Raw genomic sequence first — 15,412 nt, forward strand, 5'->3', positions numbered from 1 at the left:
CGCGTGCTTACGCCATTGACCCGCGGGTTGCGCGGCGCGGCCGGCGTCCTGCTGATCGCTACGGTCTGCGGCCGCGCGAATGCGGATGCGCCGGCGGCTCCCGGCGGCCAGGCGCTGCGTGCCGGACCGACCGCGCAGGTGGTGATCGAAGCCTATGGCGACTCGACCACGCTCGGCATTTCCTGCAGCGAGGGTCATTGCAGCCCGCGTCCGCAGAACGCGGTGACGTATCTGCAAGACGCCTTGCGCACGACGTATGGCGAACGCGTCAGCGTGATCAATTTCGGCGTGGGCGGCACCATGGCCTACCAGTTGCGCGACGGTACCGATCGCGGCCGCAGCGTGCCGTGGACGCAGCGGCTCGCGGCCTCTGACGCACAGATTGTGACGATTAACTACGGCATCAACGAAGTGATGCACAACCAGACGCCGGAGCAGTTCTACGAAGCGGAAACAGCATTGGTGAAGGCCGCGCTCGCGCTCGGCAAGGAACCGGTGTTGCAGACCTCGAACCCGATGCCCGATGGTCGTCTCAATGCCCGGCTCGCAGCGATGGTAGCGATGACGCGCCGGGTGGCCGCCGAACAGCATGTGCCACTCGTCGATCAGTACGCCTACATTAGCGGCCTGCCGGACTGGCAAGCCATGATGTCCGACGGCGCGCATCCGAGACCCGAGCTGTACCGCCTGAAAGCCGGCCAGGACCTGCGTGTGGTCGATCCGCTGGTGCGGCGGCTGCTGGCGGGTTCGTCGTAGCAACGCGCTCTCCCCTTACCTCCTGACTTTTTCCTTACCGTTACCCAAGGCGACCTATGAGCAACCAACGCAAAGCGATCATCACCGGCGTGTCCGGCCAGGACGGCGCGTATCTGGCGAAACTGCTGCTCGACAAGGGCTATCAGGTGACCGGCACGTATCGGCGCACCAGCTCCGTCAATTTCTGGCGCATGAACGAGCTCGGGATTGCCGGGCATCCGAGTCTGCGCCTCGTCGAACATGACCTGACCGATTTCGGCTCGACGCTGCGTTTGCTCGACGGCGCGCAGGCCGATGAGCTTTATAACCTTGCGGCGCAGAGTTTTGTGGGCGTGTCGTTTGATCAGCCGGTGACGACGGCTGAGGTGACTGGGATTGGTGCGTTGAATCTGCTTGAGGGGATTCGGATTTTGAGTCCCAAGACGCGGTATTACCAGGCTTCGACGTCTGAGATGTTCGGGAAGGTGCAGGCGGTGCCGCAGCGGGAGGATACGCCGTTTTATCCTCGTAGTCCTTATGGTGTGGCCAAGCTGTTTGCTCATTGGACTACGATTAACTATCGCGAGTCGTATGGGATCTTTGCCAGCAGCGGGATTCTGTTCAATCATGAGTCGCCGTTGCGGGGGCGTGAGTTTGTTACGCGGAAGATTACCGATACGGTAGCCAAGATCAAGCTTGGGAAGCAGGATGCGCTTGAGCTCGGGAATCTGGATGCCAAAAGGGATTGGGGGTTTGCGCTCGAATATGTTGAAGGGATGTGGCGCATGCTGCAGGTCGATGAGCCGGATACGTTTGTGCTCGCTACCAATCGTACTGAGACTGTTAGGGATTTTGTGCGGATGGCGTTTGCCGGTGCCGGGTTTCAGCTTGAATGGTCCGGGAAGGAGCAGCGGGAGATTGGGATTGATGTTGCTACCGGGAAGACGCTCGTTCGTGTGAATCCTAAGTTTTATCGGCCCGCTGAAGTGGATCTTCTCATTGGCTGCGCCGATAAGGCTAAGGAGAAGCTTGGGTGGGTGCCGGAAACCCGCCTCGAACAGCTCTGCAAGATGATGGTCGCCGCGGATCTTTCGCGGAATCAGGAGCATGAGACGTTTTGATTTGGTTTTTTTGGGGGCGGCGGCGGCGTGGTGGTTCTTGGTCGTGGTTCTTGTGGTGTTGGCCTCTCCTTGCTGTCTTAGTGGTCTATTTGCGTTGCCCCTGTGCGGGGCGGCACCTACTTTCTTTGCCGCCGCAAAGAAAGTAGGCAAAGAAAGCGGGCTTGCCACCGCTAGCCCGTAGTGAGCCCTCTCTGTTCGGTATCCTTAGTGGTCCGAGACGAGACCTGCCCTCGCATTTTCCCCCGTTCGTGACACAGCACTCATCCACCCCACTCCGCACGGAGTGCGTCGCGGATGGGTCTGCCTGGCGGGTCTACGCTCACGCTCAAGTCATAGCCGGAACCGCGCTGCAAGATGTCGTTGTATCGCGTAGCCGCATAGCAAGATGCCGACCGCCGCGGATTGTCTGCGCGCTCCGCAGAACGGCTCACGGCCGCTCGGTACTCGCAGCGAAAGTGTCACTAATCTGTATAAACTTCCGAATTAGCCGGTTTGGTTGATCGTCCCAAAATGAAAGTGGTTTAGATTGTTCCTGCCGTCACTTTTGACGGCACGGGTTTAGCAGCCCGTCGCTGTGTATGGCCGCATTGCCCGTGAAAGTGGGTAGTGCCCAGCCACGCGTGTCCTCTCACTGGGCGGGCCGTGGTGAGGGAGCCGCAAGGCTCGCCGGTCAATGGTCTCACAGCCCGGTCTGCTAACCTCGCTACGTGCCCGCTCACCCCGTCTATTAGCGAGTGTCGGGCGATTCAGGAACACACCGGAAATCGCACCATGACCCAATCGGCCGAAAACAAACACCTCATCCCCCGCAAACCCGTCAGCGCAGTCCACCATGAGCGTGTCGCCCGATCCGCCCTTGAATTCTGCGAGGAACAAATACGGAACCTTCAGCGGATTGTCGCGCTGTCAGCAACCATGCAGAGGCAACCGGCCATCACCTCCGACGAGCGGAAAAACCAGCAAACAATGCTGTGCCTGCTGACCGATACCGCTGAGACGTATCTGATGCAGGCAGAAGGTTCGCGCGAAATGTTTCGCATCATCTCTCACGATGCGTGCGGAATTCCGGACGCAACAATCAGCGCGAAATCGGCGGCGCGCCTTCTCTCGCCGACAGGCAAAGCGAATACTGATTCGCGTGCGTCTCGCGGTACACGTAAAGCCGCGAGAGATACCGCGACATCGTCGAAGCGGGTTAAGACGGCAACAACCGATGCACATGTCATAGCCGTGCAGCATTGACGGCAAATAGCCGCGACTCACTGGAACGAAGTCTCGCAAGCGGGTCAACCATGCTTGCAGACGATCGCGTCAGCTGCGACGCCTTTCCTTACGTCGCGGGTAAATGATCTCTCATACAAAGCAGCGGCGTCTGCTACCCCCTTCGTTTCTGACGGTCTAGCCTTTCATTACGAACGGCTTTGCGCATGTCCGCGTGTGTCGTCGTTTGTTTGAAAGACCCAACACGACAGAAACAAGGGCAATAAACAGATGAACAAAATGAGACCGAAAGCCGGAGGGGATCGTTTTCAAGCAACGTCATAGGGCATATCTCCTGCACGTCATGTACACCGACGTAACAAAAAACCCCCGCCGCTTCGCACAATGTCCATTGCCACCAACAAAACCGATATCGACACGCTCAAGTCAATAGCAGATAGCCACTTCGCCGCGAGACGCATCAACGAAGCCGCAGTCCGCTACGTGGAAATTCTTGCTGTAAGTCCGCAAGATGTGCACGCGCTACACCATATGGCGCTCGCCCATTTTCATATGGACGATTTGGACCAGGCGTGGGCATTCTCGGAAAGGGCATTGCAAATTGCGCCGGCGCGCGCCGATTTGCTGGAGTGCGCCGGGCTGCTGGCTGCCGTCAGGCGTAGATATGACGTAGCCGAATCGCTCTACTGTCAGGCAATGACATTGACGGGAGGCACCGCCAGTCTCCACAGAAACCTTGGCGACTGCCTGTGGCAGTTGGGTCGTCTTCGTGACGCAATAGCTCAATACGAAAAGTCGTTGCTGTTAGACCCAGAATTGCACCACGCCAATCGCGCGCTCGCGATGATCAACGCAGAGCTAGGTGACAGTGACGCAGCCCTCGAATACTGGCTGCGCGCATGGACGCTTCATCCCGCGGCGCCAAGGGATGACCTCGACAAGATAGTTTCCATTTTAAAAACTGGCCGCACCGGTTCACTCGACAATACCGTTCGACAGATCACGACACACGGGGCCGACAATGCTGCGGCTCTCAAGGCAGTCGCCTATGTGCTGAACACGAGCCAACACTTTGAAGGTGCACTCGAAGCAGCCCGGCAGGGTCTGGTCATCGAACCGCACAACGCCGTCCTGTCTCACAACGCCGCATGGGCGCTTAGACAACTAGGGAGAGTCGCGGAATGCCTGCCATACAGCGAGGAGGCTGCGCGGGTATTGGTCCATGAGCCGAAATTACAGTACTACTTCGCGGATGCACTCCTGTGTCTCGGCGAATTTGAAAAAGGCTGGAAACTAAACCGGTGGTTTTACGAGGTGCCGGAACACAAGGCAAATCTTCTGTGGCCGGGCTTTCCAGCGTGGCATGGCGAACCCGTTTCAGGGCGCCAGTTCCTTCTCGTAGGAGAACAGGGGCTTGGCGATCAGATACAGTTCCTGCGGTTCGCCGACTGGCTTTACAAGCAGGGAGCAACCGTGGACGTTCTGGTAAATGAAGAGATCGTAGAACTCGCAAGCAGTATGGACAGCGTCAGGAACGCGTTTGCTGCCATCCCTGCCGGACCTTACGACTTTTGGGCCCATATGTTCAGGGTACCGGAGCACATGAAACTCGAGATCTCTATGCTGCCGGTTTCAATGCCCTATCTCGCGGCGGCGCCTGAGAAACTCGATAAATGGCGACATCGTATTGCAGTCGCCCCGTGCGAACTCCCTGGCTCGATAAACAGGCGCGTTGGCATTGTTTGGGCAGGCAATCCTCTTCATCCGCTTGACCGTTTCCGGTCGATCCGGATCGATGCGTTAGAAAGTCTTTTTAGTCTTCCTCGCGTGACCTGGTATTCGGTGCAGAAAGGCAAGCACGAACGAGACATCGAGGCCCTTCAGCGCGAGTTCGATGTGCGCGCGCTCGGACAAGACATTGGAAGTTATGCCGATACCCTCGCAATACTCCATTCGTTCGACCTGTTAATTACGGTCGATTCATCGCTGGCCCATCTTGCCGGCGCAGCGGGTTTGCCTGTGTGGACGCTCATCCCCGCCTACACCGACTGGCGCTGGCTGACCGAAAGAACAGACAGCCCTTGGTATCCGTCGATGCGTCTGTTTCGTCAGCGCCAGCCAGGCGATTGGGGACCGGTCATCGACGAAGTGCGAGACGCATTGCAGGAATGGTGCGCACAATCCGCTCCCGCTGAGGATCGCTGGGCAGTCTGAATGGCCGATAAGTTGGTATCGGCCAGACGCTCACCTCCCCCTCAATGAACCTCCCCCGCCGCAATCGCCTCCCCATACACCGCCGCCACCCGCTTCGCGATCACCGAGTTATCGAAGTTTGCCCTCGCATAAGCGCGGCACGCATCGGCATCCGGCAGCTTCAACGAGCCAGTCAACGCAGCCCCCAATCCTTCCGCGATCGCCGCCGCACCCGTCGCCGGCAACACCAGATTGGGCGACAACCCCGCCACCGCTTCCGGCAAGCCGCCGACCGGCGTCACCAGCACCGGCGTACCGGACGCCAGCGATTCCACGGTAATCAACCCAAACCCCTCCAGCGCCACCGTCGGCACCACACTGATCGTCGCCGCGCGATACAACGCAGCCAGATGCTGATCGGGCACAAAACCAAGCAGCTTCACGTTATCGTCGAGCCCCGCCTCGTTGATGCGCGTCTGCAGTTCCTCCTGCAACCGCCCCTTGCCCGCAATCAGCAACAACACATCCGGCACACGCTTCTTGAGCACCTGCACCGCATCGATCAGATCCTCCAGCCCCATACGCCGCACCAACCGCCGCACCGCCAGCACAATCGGCCGGCCCTGCGGCAATTGCAGCTTCAGACGCGCCTCAGCCGGCGTGATCGGCAAGTTGAACTGGTCCACGTTCACACAACCCGGCACCACCCGAACCCGCTCCGGCGAGATGCCATAGCGCGACGTGAGGATCTTGCCGAACGCATCGGACAGCACGATCAAGCGCGACGAGCGCGCATACACCGACTGCTCCAGATAACGCTTCGCGCGCTGGCCGAACGAATCGGCGCCTTCAACATGGCTTTCGTCCGCCCACGGTCCCTGAAAATGCGAGACCTGCGGAATGCCGCGCGTCACGTCGAGGCCCGGAAACGTATAGAGCGCGAAATGCGAGGAAATCACGTCGGGCCGTTGCCGCGTGATCTCGCGGCGCAGCGCACGGCGGGCTGCCATCAGGCGCAGCGGCAACGACTGCGCCGCCGGGCCGAAGCCCTGGATCGCGCCGCCCGTATCCTCCGCGACACGCGGCGAACCCGCGACCACGCCGCGCACCGCCACCCCCGCGCCGGGCAATGCACCCACCAGCGAGTAGTACATGCGATCGAGTCCGCCCGCACGCTCCGGGAACCAGTGCATGCCGATTTGCAACGATTTGATCGAGTCCGTGTTCATGACGGTATCCCTTGGGTAGCGTGAAACTGCATATGGCGTTGTGATGGGGCGATCGGGTTCATTCGGCCCCCTTGTGGCCGGCCAGCACGTTTGCCGCGAGCGACTGCGGCTGCGCTTGAGGCTCGGCATCGACCGCAGCGCCGATGCGCTGGCGGCCCTCCTGTTGTCCCGCCAGTTGCCGGTACAGCGCGATGTACTGCGCCGCCATGCGGGCCCAGCCGAAGCCGGTCGCAAGTTCGTTGGCGGCGACGCCCATGGCGCGGCGTGTGTCGCCGGATTCGGCGAGCCATGCAATCGCGCCGGCGAGCGCTTTGGGATCGTCGGGATCGTCGAGCACGATGCCGCATTCGGGCGTGATGATTTCCGCGCCGCCCGCCGTGCGCGCGGTCACCACCGGCAAACCGGCCGCCATCGCTTCGAGCAGCGACAGGCTCATCGCTTCGTAGCGCGACGGAAACACAAAGGCATCGACCGAGTGCATCAGCACCGGCATCTCCTTCACCAGCCCGAGGAAGTGCACCCGATCGGCGATGCCGAGCGCACGCGCCTGCTCCGGATAAGGACTGCCAGGCAGATACCCGGCCACCGCGATATGCACGTGATCCGGCAAATGCCGCAACGCCTCCAGCACCGTGCCGAGGTTCTTGCGCGGCGTGCGCAGGTCGCCCACGAACAGCAGCAGGAACGCCTCGGCCGGCAGATTGAATTTCGCGCGATCGCCCTGCGCCGCCGCGAAGCCCTGCGTATCGACGCCGTTATAGATCACGTCGACACGATTGCGCGGCGTGAGGCCGATCGCGCGAATCTCGTCGGCCACCTTCTGCGAGACTGCGGTAATGACCCGCGAGCGGCGATACGCCCAGCGCTCGAGCGATGCATTCACGCGCGTATAGACGAACTGATACGCCGACCACACGCCCTTGGTCAGCCCAAACGGATAGTACTTGCTGCCGAACCAGCCGCTATGCACGAAGTGCGCGGTGTTCACGTCGGCGGGCATCCACGTGATGAAGCCGTTGACGTGCAGCACGTCGTACTCGCGGCGATGAGTGCGCAGCCAGAGCGCGCTCTTCAGTGCGAACACCTGCTGGCGCAGCAGATTGGTCGGCCACCAGCGGCCAATTTTCATCGGCACCCAGCGCACCTTTGGATGCGCGAGCAGTTCGGGGGCCACGTGCGAGGCGACGAGTGTCACGGCAATATTCTCGTCGAGGGCCGCGCGCGCGATCTCGTGGTTGACGCGCCCCTGGCCGTCGTTATGGCGCACCACATGCGTGACTATGGCGACTCTCAATCAGGTGCCTCCGTGCAGAATAAGCTCGCGGCGGCGCTGCTGCTTTTGCCAGTGCGCCGCGGAGAGGATCGAAAAAAGACTCATGAACAGCAGCAGTCCGCCTGTGCCGACCAGCGAATTAGTGAACACCAGCATCGCGAAGATCGCGAGCCCAAGACTTAGCGATGCGGAGACGAATTTGTCGTCGCGCATCTTGAACGAGGCCAGCACCGCCCGCACCAGCAGCCAGAGGATGCCGGACAGATACAGCAGCGTGCCGGGCCAGCCGAGCACGAACGGGATGTTCATCACGCCGCTATCGAAATTGCCGTACTGGCCGAGCTGGCCGCCGTCGTTCGACAGTTTCGTGGAGGTGCCGGTCGCGCCCATGCCTTCGCCGGAGACGTCGGTAAACGCGGTCTTCGCGAAGGTCGCGTAGAACTCGTTACGCGCCGCGTAACTCTGGTCGTCCTTGAGATTGACGATACTGTCCAGACGCGTCTGCAGACGCTCGGCCACCGGACCCACCGCCAGCAACGGCACGCACAGGCCGGCCAGCAGCATCGCGCTGGCGACAATGCGCAGCCGCACGCGGTTGTTCGATTTGACCAGCTGGATCAGCAACGCGACGACCCAGCCGCCCCACGTCGAACGCACGAGGCTCAGGCCGAAGGCGAAGAAGCCCAGCGCGGCGGCAATCCAGCGCACGCGATGATTCGCGGCCATCACATAGACCATCGCGCCCATCATCGCGAATGCAAACGGGCCCGACGAGTTCATCGTGCTGAATACACGCACGCCCATCGGCACCGGGTCGCCCTGCGAGTTCATCTGCGAGCCGAGCATCCACAGCGCGTCCCACGGCGGCATGATGGCGAACTGCACGAGGCCATACGCACCCATCACCAGCATGCCCCAGATGAAGGTGTTGACGATCGTGTCGCGATACGCCGGATAGTCGCGCGTATTCGCCATGATGTGAAAGCCGATCAGAATCGGATAGAGCCAGTTGGCAAGGTCGTAGGTGGCGGCAAGCGGCCCGCTCGAGACAACCCCGACCATGAACGCATAGGCGAGTCCCGCCAGGATCAGCAGCACCGGCAGGCCGCGCCGTTGTCCGAGTACCGGGTAGTAGCGAATCAGCGAGAGGCCGCTGATCATCGTGACGGCCAGCGGCGCAATCTGGATCAGGCTGGTCGGCGTGAAAGCGCCCTTCGACCAGTCGGCGAGGCGGCGCACTTCGGGGCTCAGGAACCACAGCCACCACATGAACCCCACATAGCGCGCCGGGCTCTTGAAGTACAGCCACAGCCCCGTCAGCGTGGCGAGCACCGGAAAGGCCAGCGTGAGCACCGTGCCCTGATGCGCGCCGATCAGCAGCGCCGTGACGAGCCACAGCAAGGCGGGCGGCCCCCATTCCATCGGGTCGCGCTTGAGGCGGCGGACGGCGCCGCTCGCGGCGGCGTGCGCGATCGTCGACATCGGTTAGAGACCTCCGCGCGACTGGCTATGCACACTCACCGGCGTGCGCCGCTCTTCCACCGCACGACCCTGCGGCGCGGCACGGCGGCGCAGCAGTTCGTCGGTGATGCGCACGTGCTGCAGCGCGAACTGGCGCGTGGTCAGATCGCGCGACAGCAGTTGTTCCGTGGCGGCCTGCGCCTGGCGCAAACCTTCTGCGGGCGATGCGGCCAGCCGGTTGGCGGCCTCGCGCAGCGCCTCGGCGTCGAACGGCGGCACATAAGCGGCGGCCCGGTACGAGAAATAATCGGTGAGCGTGCCCACGTTGGTCACCACCATCGGCTTGCCGAGCGCGGCGGTCTCGAGCATCACCGTGATGCCGGAGGCGTGCGAGTTGGGCCGCAACGGCACCAGCACGACGTCAGCCCAGTCGTATAGCTCGCGGGCTTTCTTCAGCCCGGCAGCGGGCGCGATCTCGACATTTTCCGCGCGCAGCTTCGCAGGGATCCGGCGGCGCGTCGCAAGCCGGACGCTATAGCGGGCGTCGTTGCCGAAGGCCTGGATGAGCGTCTCCCAGTCGCGATCGCGGTCGTTGCCGATCGCGGCAATCCGCAGCGGCGTATGCGGCTGCCAGTCGTCAGGCATCCTGACCGGAAAGTCGATTGTGTTCAGGCCGTAGAACACGTGCGTGGCCTTGCGTCCGAGGTAACGCTCGCACAGTTCGGCATTCTCGCTTGCCAGCGTGGTCAGGACGTCGGCGCGCGCAATCAGCTTGCGATACAGCCAGCGCCGCAGCATGCCGTAGCTCGGCCATTTGTCGAGCAGCCAGACGCTTTGCGCGAGCAGCAGCGGCGGCGCCGTGCGTCGGCCGTTCAGCAGCAGCACCAGCGCGACCGACAGATACTCGTGTTCCGTGTGCGTCCAGATCACGTCCGAGCGCAGGATCTCGTCGCGATTGCGCAGCGTATGGATCAGGTCGAAGCCGAGCACCGTCTTCAGCGCCCGGCGCAACAGACGCACAGGGGCGCTTTCGCGCGCATCCTGCGAATAGGTCAGCGCGTAGTCCTCGGACTCGGCATGGTGATAGCCGTACAGGCAGCCGATATTATCGCCCTGGCGATAGAAACGGGGATCGGCGCCGTAAAACAGATGAACGTGGACTTTCGTACTCATTCAGGCACTCCGGTCTGCGGGTTGACGCGGTTTGAGAAGGCATCGGCGCCCGAGGGTCGATGCAGGGTCGCGCATGGTGTTCACAAGGCAAGTTCGCATTACGACGTTGCCGCGCGGCGCGCTTCATGCGCGCCTGTGCGCACCGCACGCCAGCGCGAGAGCCGCGCGCGGCCCTGCTTCGAGGTCAGCGCCAGCGCCGCATGCACAAAGCCCGGATAGACGCGTGTGCCGACCAGCGCGTACCACCACCAGGCGGCTTCGCGCCGCAGCGGCGGCAACTGGTCGCGCAGGATCAGATGCAGGTTGTAGGCAGCGTTGCGCACCGCCGCCAGCGTCTGCGCATCGCGACGGTCGTCGTCGAAGCGCTCTGCGGGGTAATGATCGACCGCTACGCGCGGGTCGTAGACGAGCTTCCAGCCGGCGTTCTTCACGCTCATGCTGAAGGCCATGTCGTTATGCACCTGGGCGCCTGCGCCGCGCAGCCGCGCGTCGAAGCGGATCCGGCGCACCGCATCGCGCCGGTAGCTCATGTTGGCGCCCTTGAGCAGATCGACCTCGCGTGCGCCGCCCACGCCGAGGTGGTGATTGCCGACGATCTTGCCGGATGGGCGCACCTTGCCCACCAACGGCCGTTCGCCGTCCAGCACGCGGCCCTTCTCGTGCACCCAGTCGCGCCCGCCGAGGGCGCCCAGACGGGCGTCGCTCTCGAACGCGGCGGCAATCCGCTGAACCCAGTCGGGGTGCGGCGCGGCATCGTCGTCGGTGATGGCGATCACGTCGCCGTTGGCGGCATCGAGACCGCGATTGAGCGCGGCCACTTGCCCCGGCGCTTCGACCAGCGCCACCGAAAGCGGCAACGCACCGACCACGGCCGGGTCGCGCAGGCAGACGTGCGTCGCGGTATCGTCGGGACGCGCCACGACCACGACTTCGTCCGGCGCGCGCACTTGCGCCTGCAAGGCGGCAAGGCAGCGCGCCAGATCGCCCGGGCGGCGAAAGGTGGGAACCAGTACCGTTACTTTCATCGCGTCATGCTCCTTGTTGAGGATTCCTCACGCACTCAGATATTCCTGCACCGCCGCATAGCTGCGGTCGTAACCGCCGCGCGCGCGCTGCGGCATGGCGTTGAAGATGCCGCCCTGCACGTGTACGCCGGCCGCTTTCAGGCGCTTCAGCGAATCGGCGATTTCGCCCTCGCTATGCACGCCCGAACGGATCACGAAGAAGGTCGAGCCGGCGTAGCCGCCGATAATCGACGCATCGGTCACGGCCAGCACCGGCGGCGTGTCGATCAGGATCACGTCGTAGCGCTTGGCAAGACCGTCGAGGTACTGCTGCAAACGCGGCGACATCAGCAGCTCGGACGGATTCGGCGGGCGCCGGCCGCAGGCGATGAAGCTCAGGCCGTCGACGGTCGTACTGCGAATCGCCTCTTCCAGCGAGATCTGGCCGCTCAGCAGCTCGGACAGGCCGTTGTCCTGCGCGCCGCCCACGTAGCGTTCAAGCGCACCGCGCCGCATGTCGCCGTCGATCATCAGCACGCGCTTGCCGGAATGCGCCAGCAGCACCGCGAGGTTGACGGTCAGGAAACTCTTGCCCACGCCGGGCATCGGGCCCGTGAGCATGACGATGCGGTTGCGCGCGTCCATCATCGTGAACTGCATCGAGGTGCGCAGACTGCGCAGGCTTTCGATGCAGACGTCCTTCGGTTTTGCGTCGGCCAGCACCGAGCGCAAGCGGTTGCCGCCGCGCTCGAACGAGTTCTCGAGCACTGCCTGCTCGGCGGAGAGCGGCACCAGTCCATAGATCGGCAGATGGAACATGCGCTCGACGCGTTCCGGGTCGTCGATGCCCTTCAGCATGTTGCGACGCAGGAACACGAAGCCGGTGCCCGCAATCAGGCCGAGAATCACCGCGGCCGAGAGGATCAGCACCTTCTTGGGCTTGACGGGCGTGCCCGGACGCAGTGCCTCGTCGACGATATGCACATTGCCGCCCGTGCCGACCCGCTGCACCGAGAGTTCCTGCACGCGGTTCAGCAGCAGCACGTAGATGTCTTCGGCCACCTTGGCGTCGCGCTGCAACTGCACGGCCTTGACTTCCGTGGCCGGCAGATCGCGGAAGCGGTCGCTGTACTTGTCGCGCTGCGCTTCGAGTTCGGCCATCTGTTCGCGCGAGGCCTTGATCAGCGGATGCTCGTCGCCGTAACGCTCCTCAAGCGAGGCGATCTGCAGGCGCAGGCCGGAGATCTGCTGCTCGTACTGGACGCTGCCCTCCAGATAAACCTTCGCTTCATCGCTCGCGTTGATCGAGCCGGACTGGCGCTGATACGCGGTGAGCGCGGCTTCCGCACGTTCGAGGTCGCCTTTCAGACGCGGCTCCTCGCTCTTGAGGAATTCGAGCATCTTGTTCGCATCGGTCTGCTTGGCGGCCACGTGCTGGCGCAGATACGACTCGGCGAGCGCATTGGCGACCAGCGCGGCGTGCGCCGGGTCCTTGTCTTCGAGCGAGATTTCGATCACACCGGTCTGCTTGCCCTGCTCCTCGACCTTGATCGCCGACTGGAACGCGGTGATCGCATCGAGGTCGTTGGCGCGCATCACGGTGAACTGCGTGCCGGGACGGGCCACCAGCTTGTTGACGAGAATCGTCACGCCGCCGCCCTGCTCGGTCTGGCCCGTTACGCCGCGCAACAGCAGGGTGCCGTCGGGCGCACGCAGTTCGTACTGCGTATCGGACAGCGCGGTCAGCACCATCTTCTTGCCTTCGAGCGCCGGCACGACTTCGACCGTGTCGACATCGGCGAGCTCGCCGCCCCACGCATAGCTCGTGAGACCGAACCACGGGCGGCCCGGCACACCAGGCGTGGCGAGACGCGCGGCGAGACTGCCGAGCAGCGGAATCGTCTTCGGCTCGACCGAGAAGTTCAGCTTGCACTGCTGAACCACCGGCCCGACGACGCCGCGACTCTTGATGATCTCAATCTCGGCGTCGGTGGGCAGCGAGGTCTGGCCGCTGGAAATCACCGCGCCCGTCTGCGTCTGCGTGAGGGCCTGCGAGGTGTTGTCGGATTCCTCTACCCGCACGTACGCATCGGCCGAATACACCGGCTTGGCGACGAAGCAGTAGAGCGCGGCCATCGCGACGATCGTTACCGCGATGGCGATCAGCCACCAGATGTCGTCGAGAATCACCTGCAACAGTTGACCGAGGACAACGTCCTCTTCTTCGGTCCTGGCCGGCATGGCCATATGAGGATTTACTTGAGTGCTCACAATTCGATCCCGGTTGGGTCGCCTCGGGTCCTGCGCCGCGCAATGTTTCGCACAGCCCAGGACCGTCGGCGGGTCAGGCGCCTAGTTGGTCATTTCCTTGATGTAGAACACCGACTGGATGGCCGGTAACACCTGCTGGATAATGCGGTTGAAGGTGGTCGAAAGTGCCGTGCCGACGTAGACCACATCCAGCGGCTGCAACTGGAACTGGGACGACAGCATGATGGCGTTCGGCTGCGTCATGTCGAGGCGATACACTTCCGGCGTGGTCGGGTGGTCCTTCATGCCGCGCAGCACGTAGATCTGGCGCGGATTCGCGTCGGTATCGAGAATCCCGGTGGCTTGCGTCAGCGCATCGGCAATCGTCAGTTTTCCTCTCAACATCGAGACCGTCTGCGGGGTCTTCACCTCGCCCATCACGAACACGCGGCTATCGACCCGGTCCGGCACGTTGATGATGTCGCCGGCCTGCAGCATTACGTTCTGGCGCGTATCGCCGCGGTCGAGCAGACTGTTGGCGTCGAGCACATACAGCTGGTTGTTGCGGGTCAGACGCACACGCTGGATGTCCGCAACGTTGGTGCTGCCGCCCGAGCGCGTGATCGCATCGAGCAGCGTGAGCGGCACGTCGCTGATGGCGAGCGGCCCGGGCGACTTCACTTCGCCCGTCACCTGCACCTTCTGGCTGCGGAACGACAGCACCCGCACATCCACCTGCGGATTGCGGATGTACGGCACGAGACGCGTCGCCAGTTCGTTGCGGATATCGCCCACTGTCTTGCCGGCCGCCTGCATGCGTCCGACGAACGGGAAGAAGATCGTGCCGTCGGGTGCGACCGTCTGGCCGTACGGGTCGGCCTGACCCGGCAGAGCCGTGGTGTACGGCTGCTGCACGGCGCCCGCGAGCGTCTGCGTGGTGTTGTCGCCGGTGGACAGCGTGCTGCCGTTCGGCGTCGTCAGTTCGGGGTGGTCCCACACGGTGATGCCGAGAATGTCCTGCGGCGCCACGTGGTAGATGTACTGCGACGGATCGCTGTACTTGCCGGGCGGCAGCGGCGTCTGCTGCGACGCGGCTTGTTGCGCCTGGGTCATGACGAGATCGGAGTCGATCAGATGGACCGGATAGGTTTCTGCCGGCTTGCTCTGCGAATCCTCTTTCAGACTGGAGGTGTCGAGATAATTACCGGGCGCGGTAGCACAGGCCGACAGAAAAGCCGTCAGCAAAAGAGCAACAGTAAGATTTCGTTTCAGCATATTTTGTTCAGCCATCCGATGACCAGGTGTTCGATGAGTCCAAGGCTCTCGCGATACTCGGTTTCCGCGCCGCCATGCGGGTCTGCCACATCGGAGTCCTCCCACTGGCCAAGCGGATAGACCTTGCCGCGCGAACACGGATCGAGCGCTTCGACGTCCTTCACCTGGCGGTATTCGGTCACCAGCACCAGATCGGCGTCGCGCACGATCTGGCGGTTCAGGCGCCGTGCATGGTGGATGCCGGAGGCAACGCCGCGCTCGGCGAGCAGGCGCCGCATGACCGGGTCCATGCCATAGCCGTCGACGGCGCGAATGCCCGCCGAATGAAACCTGATCGCACGCCGTGCATAGCCCTCGCCCCCTAGCGCGAGGCGCTGCCGTGCCTTGAACAGCATCTCGGCGGCCGGCGAACGGCAGACGTTGGCGTGACAGACAATCAGTACGTTGGCGAACATAGGCGGACTCCTTCGCTTGAAC

General features: G+C 62.9%; 12 protein-coding genes. 4 read left to right on the plus strand and 8 right to left on the minus strand.

What is annotated here, in order from left to right; all coding sequences use genetic code 11:
• Positions 1 to 3: 3 nt before the first annotated feature.
• The 4 genes from P3T42_RS02250 to P3T42_RS02265 all read left to right on the plus strand — a co-directional run bounded on the left by P3T42_RS02250 (position 4) and on the right by P3T42_RS02265 (position 5,291).
• Entirely contained in the window at positions 4 to 756 is a 753-nt protein-coding gene (locus P3T42_RS02250) for an SGNH/GDSL hydrolase family protein (protein WP_429305067.1), read from the plus strand.
• Positions 757 to 812: 56 nt separating this feature from the next.
• Complete coding sequence (gmd, locus tag P3T42_RS02255; RefSeq protein WP_074298853.1) at positions 813 to 1,856, plus strand: GDP-mannose 4,6-dehydratase; 1,044 nt, start codon at positions 813 to 815, stop codon at positions 1,854 to 1,856.
• A gap of 771 nt (positions 1,857 to 2,627) precedes the next feature.
• The gene (locus tag P3T42_RS02260; RefSeq protein WP_429305068.1) at positions 2,628 to 3,098 is read left to right on the plus strand and encodes a hypothetical protein; all 471 of its coding nucleotides are present in this window, start codon (positions 2,628 to 2,630) and stop codon (positions 3,096 to 3,098) included.
• 363 nt (positions 3,099 to 3,461) lie between these two features.
• Positions 3,462 to 5,291, plus strand: coding sequence for a tetratricopeptide repeat protein (locus P3T42_RS02265; protein WP_429305069.1), 1,830 nt, complete (start codon positions 3,462 to 3,464; stop codon positions 5,289 to 5,291).
• A 41-nt stretch (positions 5,292 to 5,332) separates the two neighbouring features.
• Here P3T42_RS02265 and P3T42_RS02270 read toward each other — a convergent pair whose 3' ends face one another.
• The 8 genes from P3T42_RS02270 to P3T42_RS02305 form a co-directional block, all read right to left on the minus strand.
• Entirely contained in the window at positions 5,333 to 6,499 is a 1,167-nt protein-coding gene (locus P3T42_RS02270) for a glycosyltransferase family 4 protein (protein WP_429305070.1), read from the minus strand.
• A gap of 58 nt (positions 6,500 to 6,557) precedes the next feature.
• On the minus strand, positions 6,558 to 7,793 hold the full coding sequence (locus tag P3T42_RS02275) for a glycosyltransferase family 4 protein (protein WP_074298845.1): 1,236 nt from the start codon (positions 7,791 to 7,793) through the stop codon (positions 6,558 to 6,560).
• A complete protein-coding gene (locus tag P3T42_RS02280; RefSeq protein WP_074298843.1) occupies positions 7,794 to 9,254 on the minus strand; it encodes a glucose-6-phosphate isomerase in 1,461 nt (486 codons plus the stop codon).
• A 3-nt stretch (positions 9,255 to 9,257) separates the two neighbouring features.
• A complete protein-coding gene (locus P3T42_RS02285) occupies positions 9,258 to 10,406 on the minus strand; it encodes a glycosyltransferase family 4 protein (protein WP_429305071.1) in 1,149 nt (382 codons plus the stop codon).
• Positions 10,407 to 10,504: 98 nt separating this feature from the next.
• A complete protein-coding gene (locus P3T42_RS02290) occupies positions 10,505 to 11,431 on the minus strand; it encodes a glycosyltransferase family 2 protein (protein WP_429305072.1) in 927 nt (308 codons plus the stop codon).
• Positions 11,432 to 11,458: 27 nt separating this feature from the next.
• Positions 11,459 to 13,657, minus strand: a complete 2,199-nt coding sequence (locus tag P3T42_RS02295; RefSeq protein ID WP_074298837.1) for a polysaccharide biosynthesis tyrosine autokinase — start codon at positions 13,655 to 13,657, stop codon at positions 11,459 to 11,461.
• Between the two features lie 105 nt (positions 13,658 to 13,762).
• Positions 13,763 to 14,935, minus strand: a complete 1,173-nt coding sequence (locus P3T42_RS02300) for a polysaccharide biosynthesis/export family protein (RefSeq protein WP_074298835.1) — start codon at positions 14,933 to 14,935, stop codon at positions 13,763 to 13,765.
• On the minus strand, positions 14,929 to 15,390 hold the full coding sequence (locus tag P3T42_RS02305) for an exopolysaccharide biosynthesis protein (protein WP_074298833.1): 462 nt from the start codon (positions 15,388 to 15,390) through the stop codon (positions 14,929 to 14,931). The genes P3T42_RS02300 and P3T42_RS02305 overlap by 7 nt, the downstream gene beginning before the upstream one ends.
• Positions 15,391 to 15,412 lie beyond the last annotated feature (22 nt).

The sequence above is a fragment of the Paraburkholderia sp. GAS38 genome (assembly GCF_050434965.1).
Taxonomy (GTDB): Bacteria; Pseudomonadota; Gammaproteobacteria; order Burkholderiales; family Burkholderiaceae; genus Paraburkholderia; species Paraburkholderia phenazinium_A.

What these genes read in the sequence shown, in the direction of transcription:
- gmd (WP_074298853.1), top strand. Translation starts at nt 813, where the DNA reads ATGAGCAACCAACGCAAAGCGATCATCACCGGCGTGTCCGGCCAGGAC.
- P3T42_RS02260 (WP_429305068.1), top strand. Translation starts at nt 2,628, where the DNA reads ATGACCCAATCGGCCGAAAACAAACACCTCATCCCCCGCAAACCCGTC.
- P3T42_RS02265 (WP_429305069.1), top strand. Translation starts at nt 3,462, where the DNA reads ATGTCCATTGCCACCAACAAAACCGATATCGACACGCTCAAGTCAATA.
- P3T42_RS02270 (WP_429305070.1), bottom strand. Translation starts at nt 6,499, where the DNA reads ATGAACACGGACTCGATCAAATCGTTGCAAATCGGCATGCACTGGTTC.
- P3T42_RS02280 (WP_074298843.1), bottom strand. Translation starts at nt 9,254, where the DNA reads ATGTCGACGATCGCGCACGCCGCCGCGAGCGGCGCCGTCCGCCGCCTC.
- P3T42_RS02285 (WP_429305071.1), bottom strand. Translation starts at nt 10,406, where the DNA reads ATGAGTACGAAAGTCCACGTTCATCTGTTTTACGGCGCCGATCCCCGT.
- P3T42_RS02290 (WP_429305072.1), bottom strand. Translation starts at nt 11,431, where the DNA reads ATGAAAGTAACGGTACTGGTTCCCACCTTTCGCCGCCCGGGCGATCTG.
- P3T42_RS02295 (WP_074298837.1), bottom strand. Translation starts at nt 13,657, where the DNA reads ATGGCCATGCCGGCCAGGACCGAAGAAGAGGACGTTGTCCTCGGTCAA.
- P3T42_RS02300 (WP_074298835.1), bottom strand. Translation starts at nt 14,935, where the DNA reads ATGCTGAAACGAAATCTTACTGTTGCTCTTTTGCTGACGGCTTTTCTG.
- P3T42_RS02305 (WP_074298833.1), bottom strand. Translation starts at nt 15,390, where the DNA reads ATGTTCGCCAACGTACTGATTGTCTGTCACGCCAACGTCTGCCGTTCG.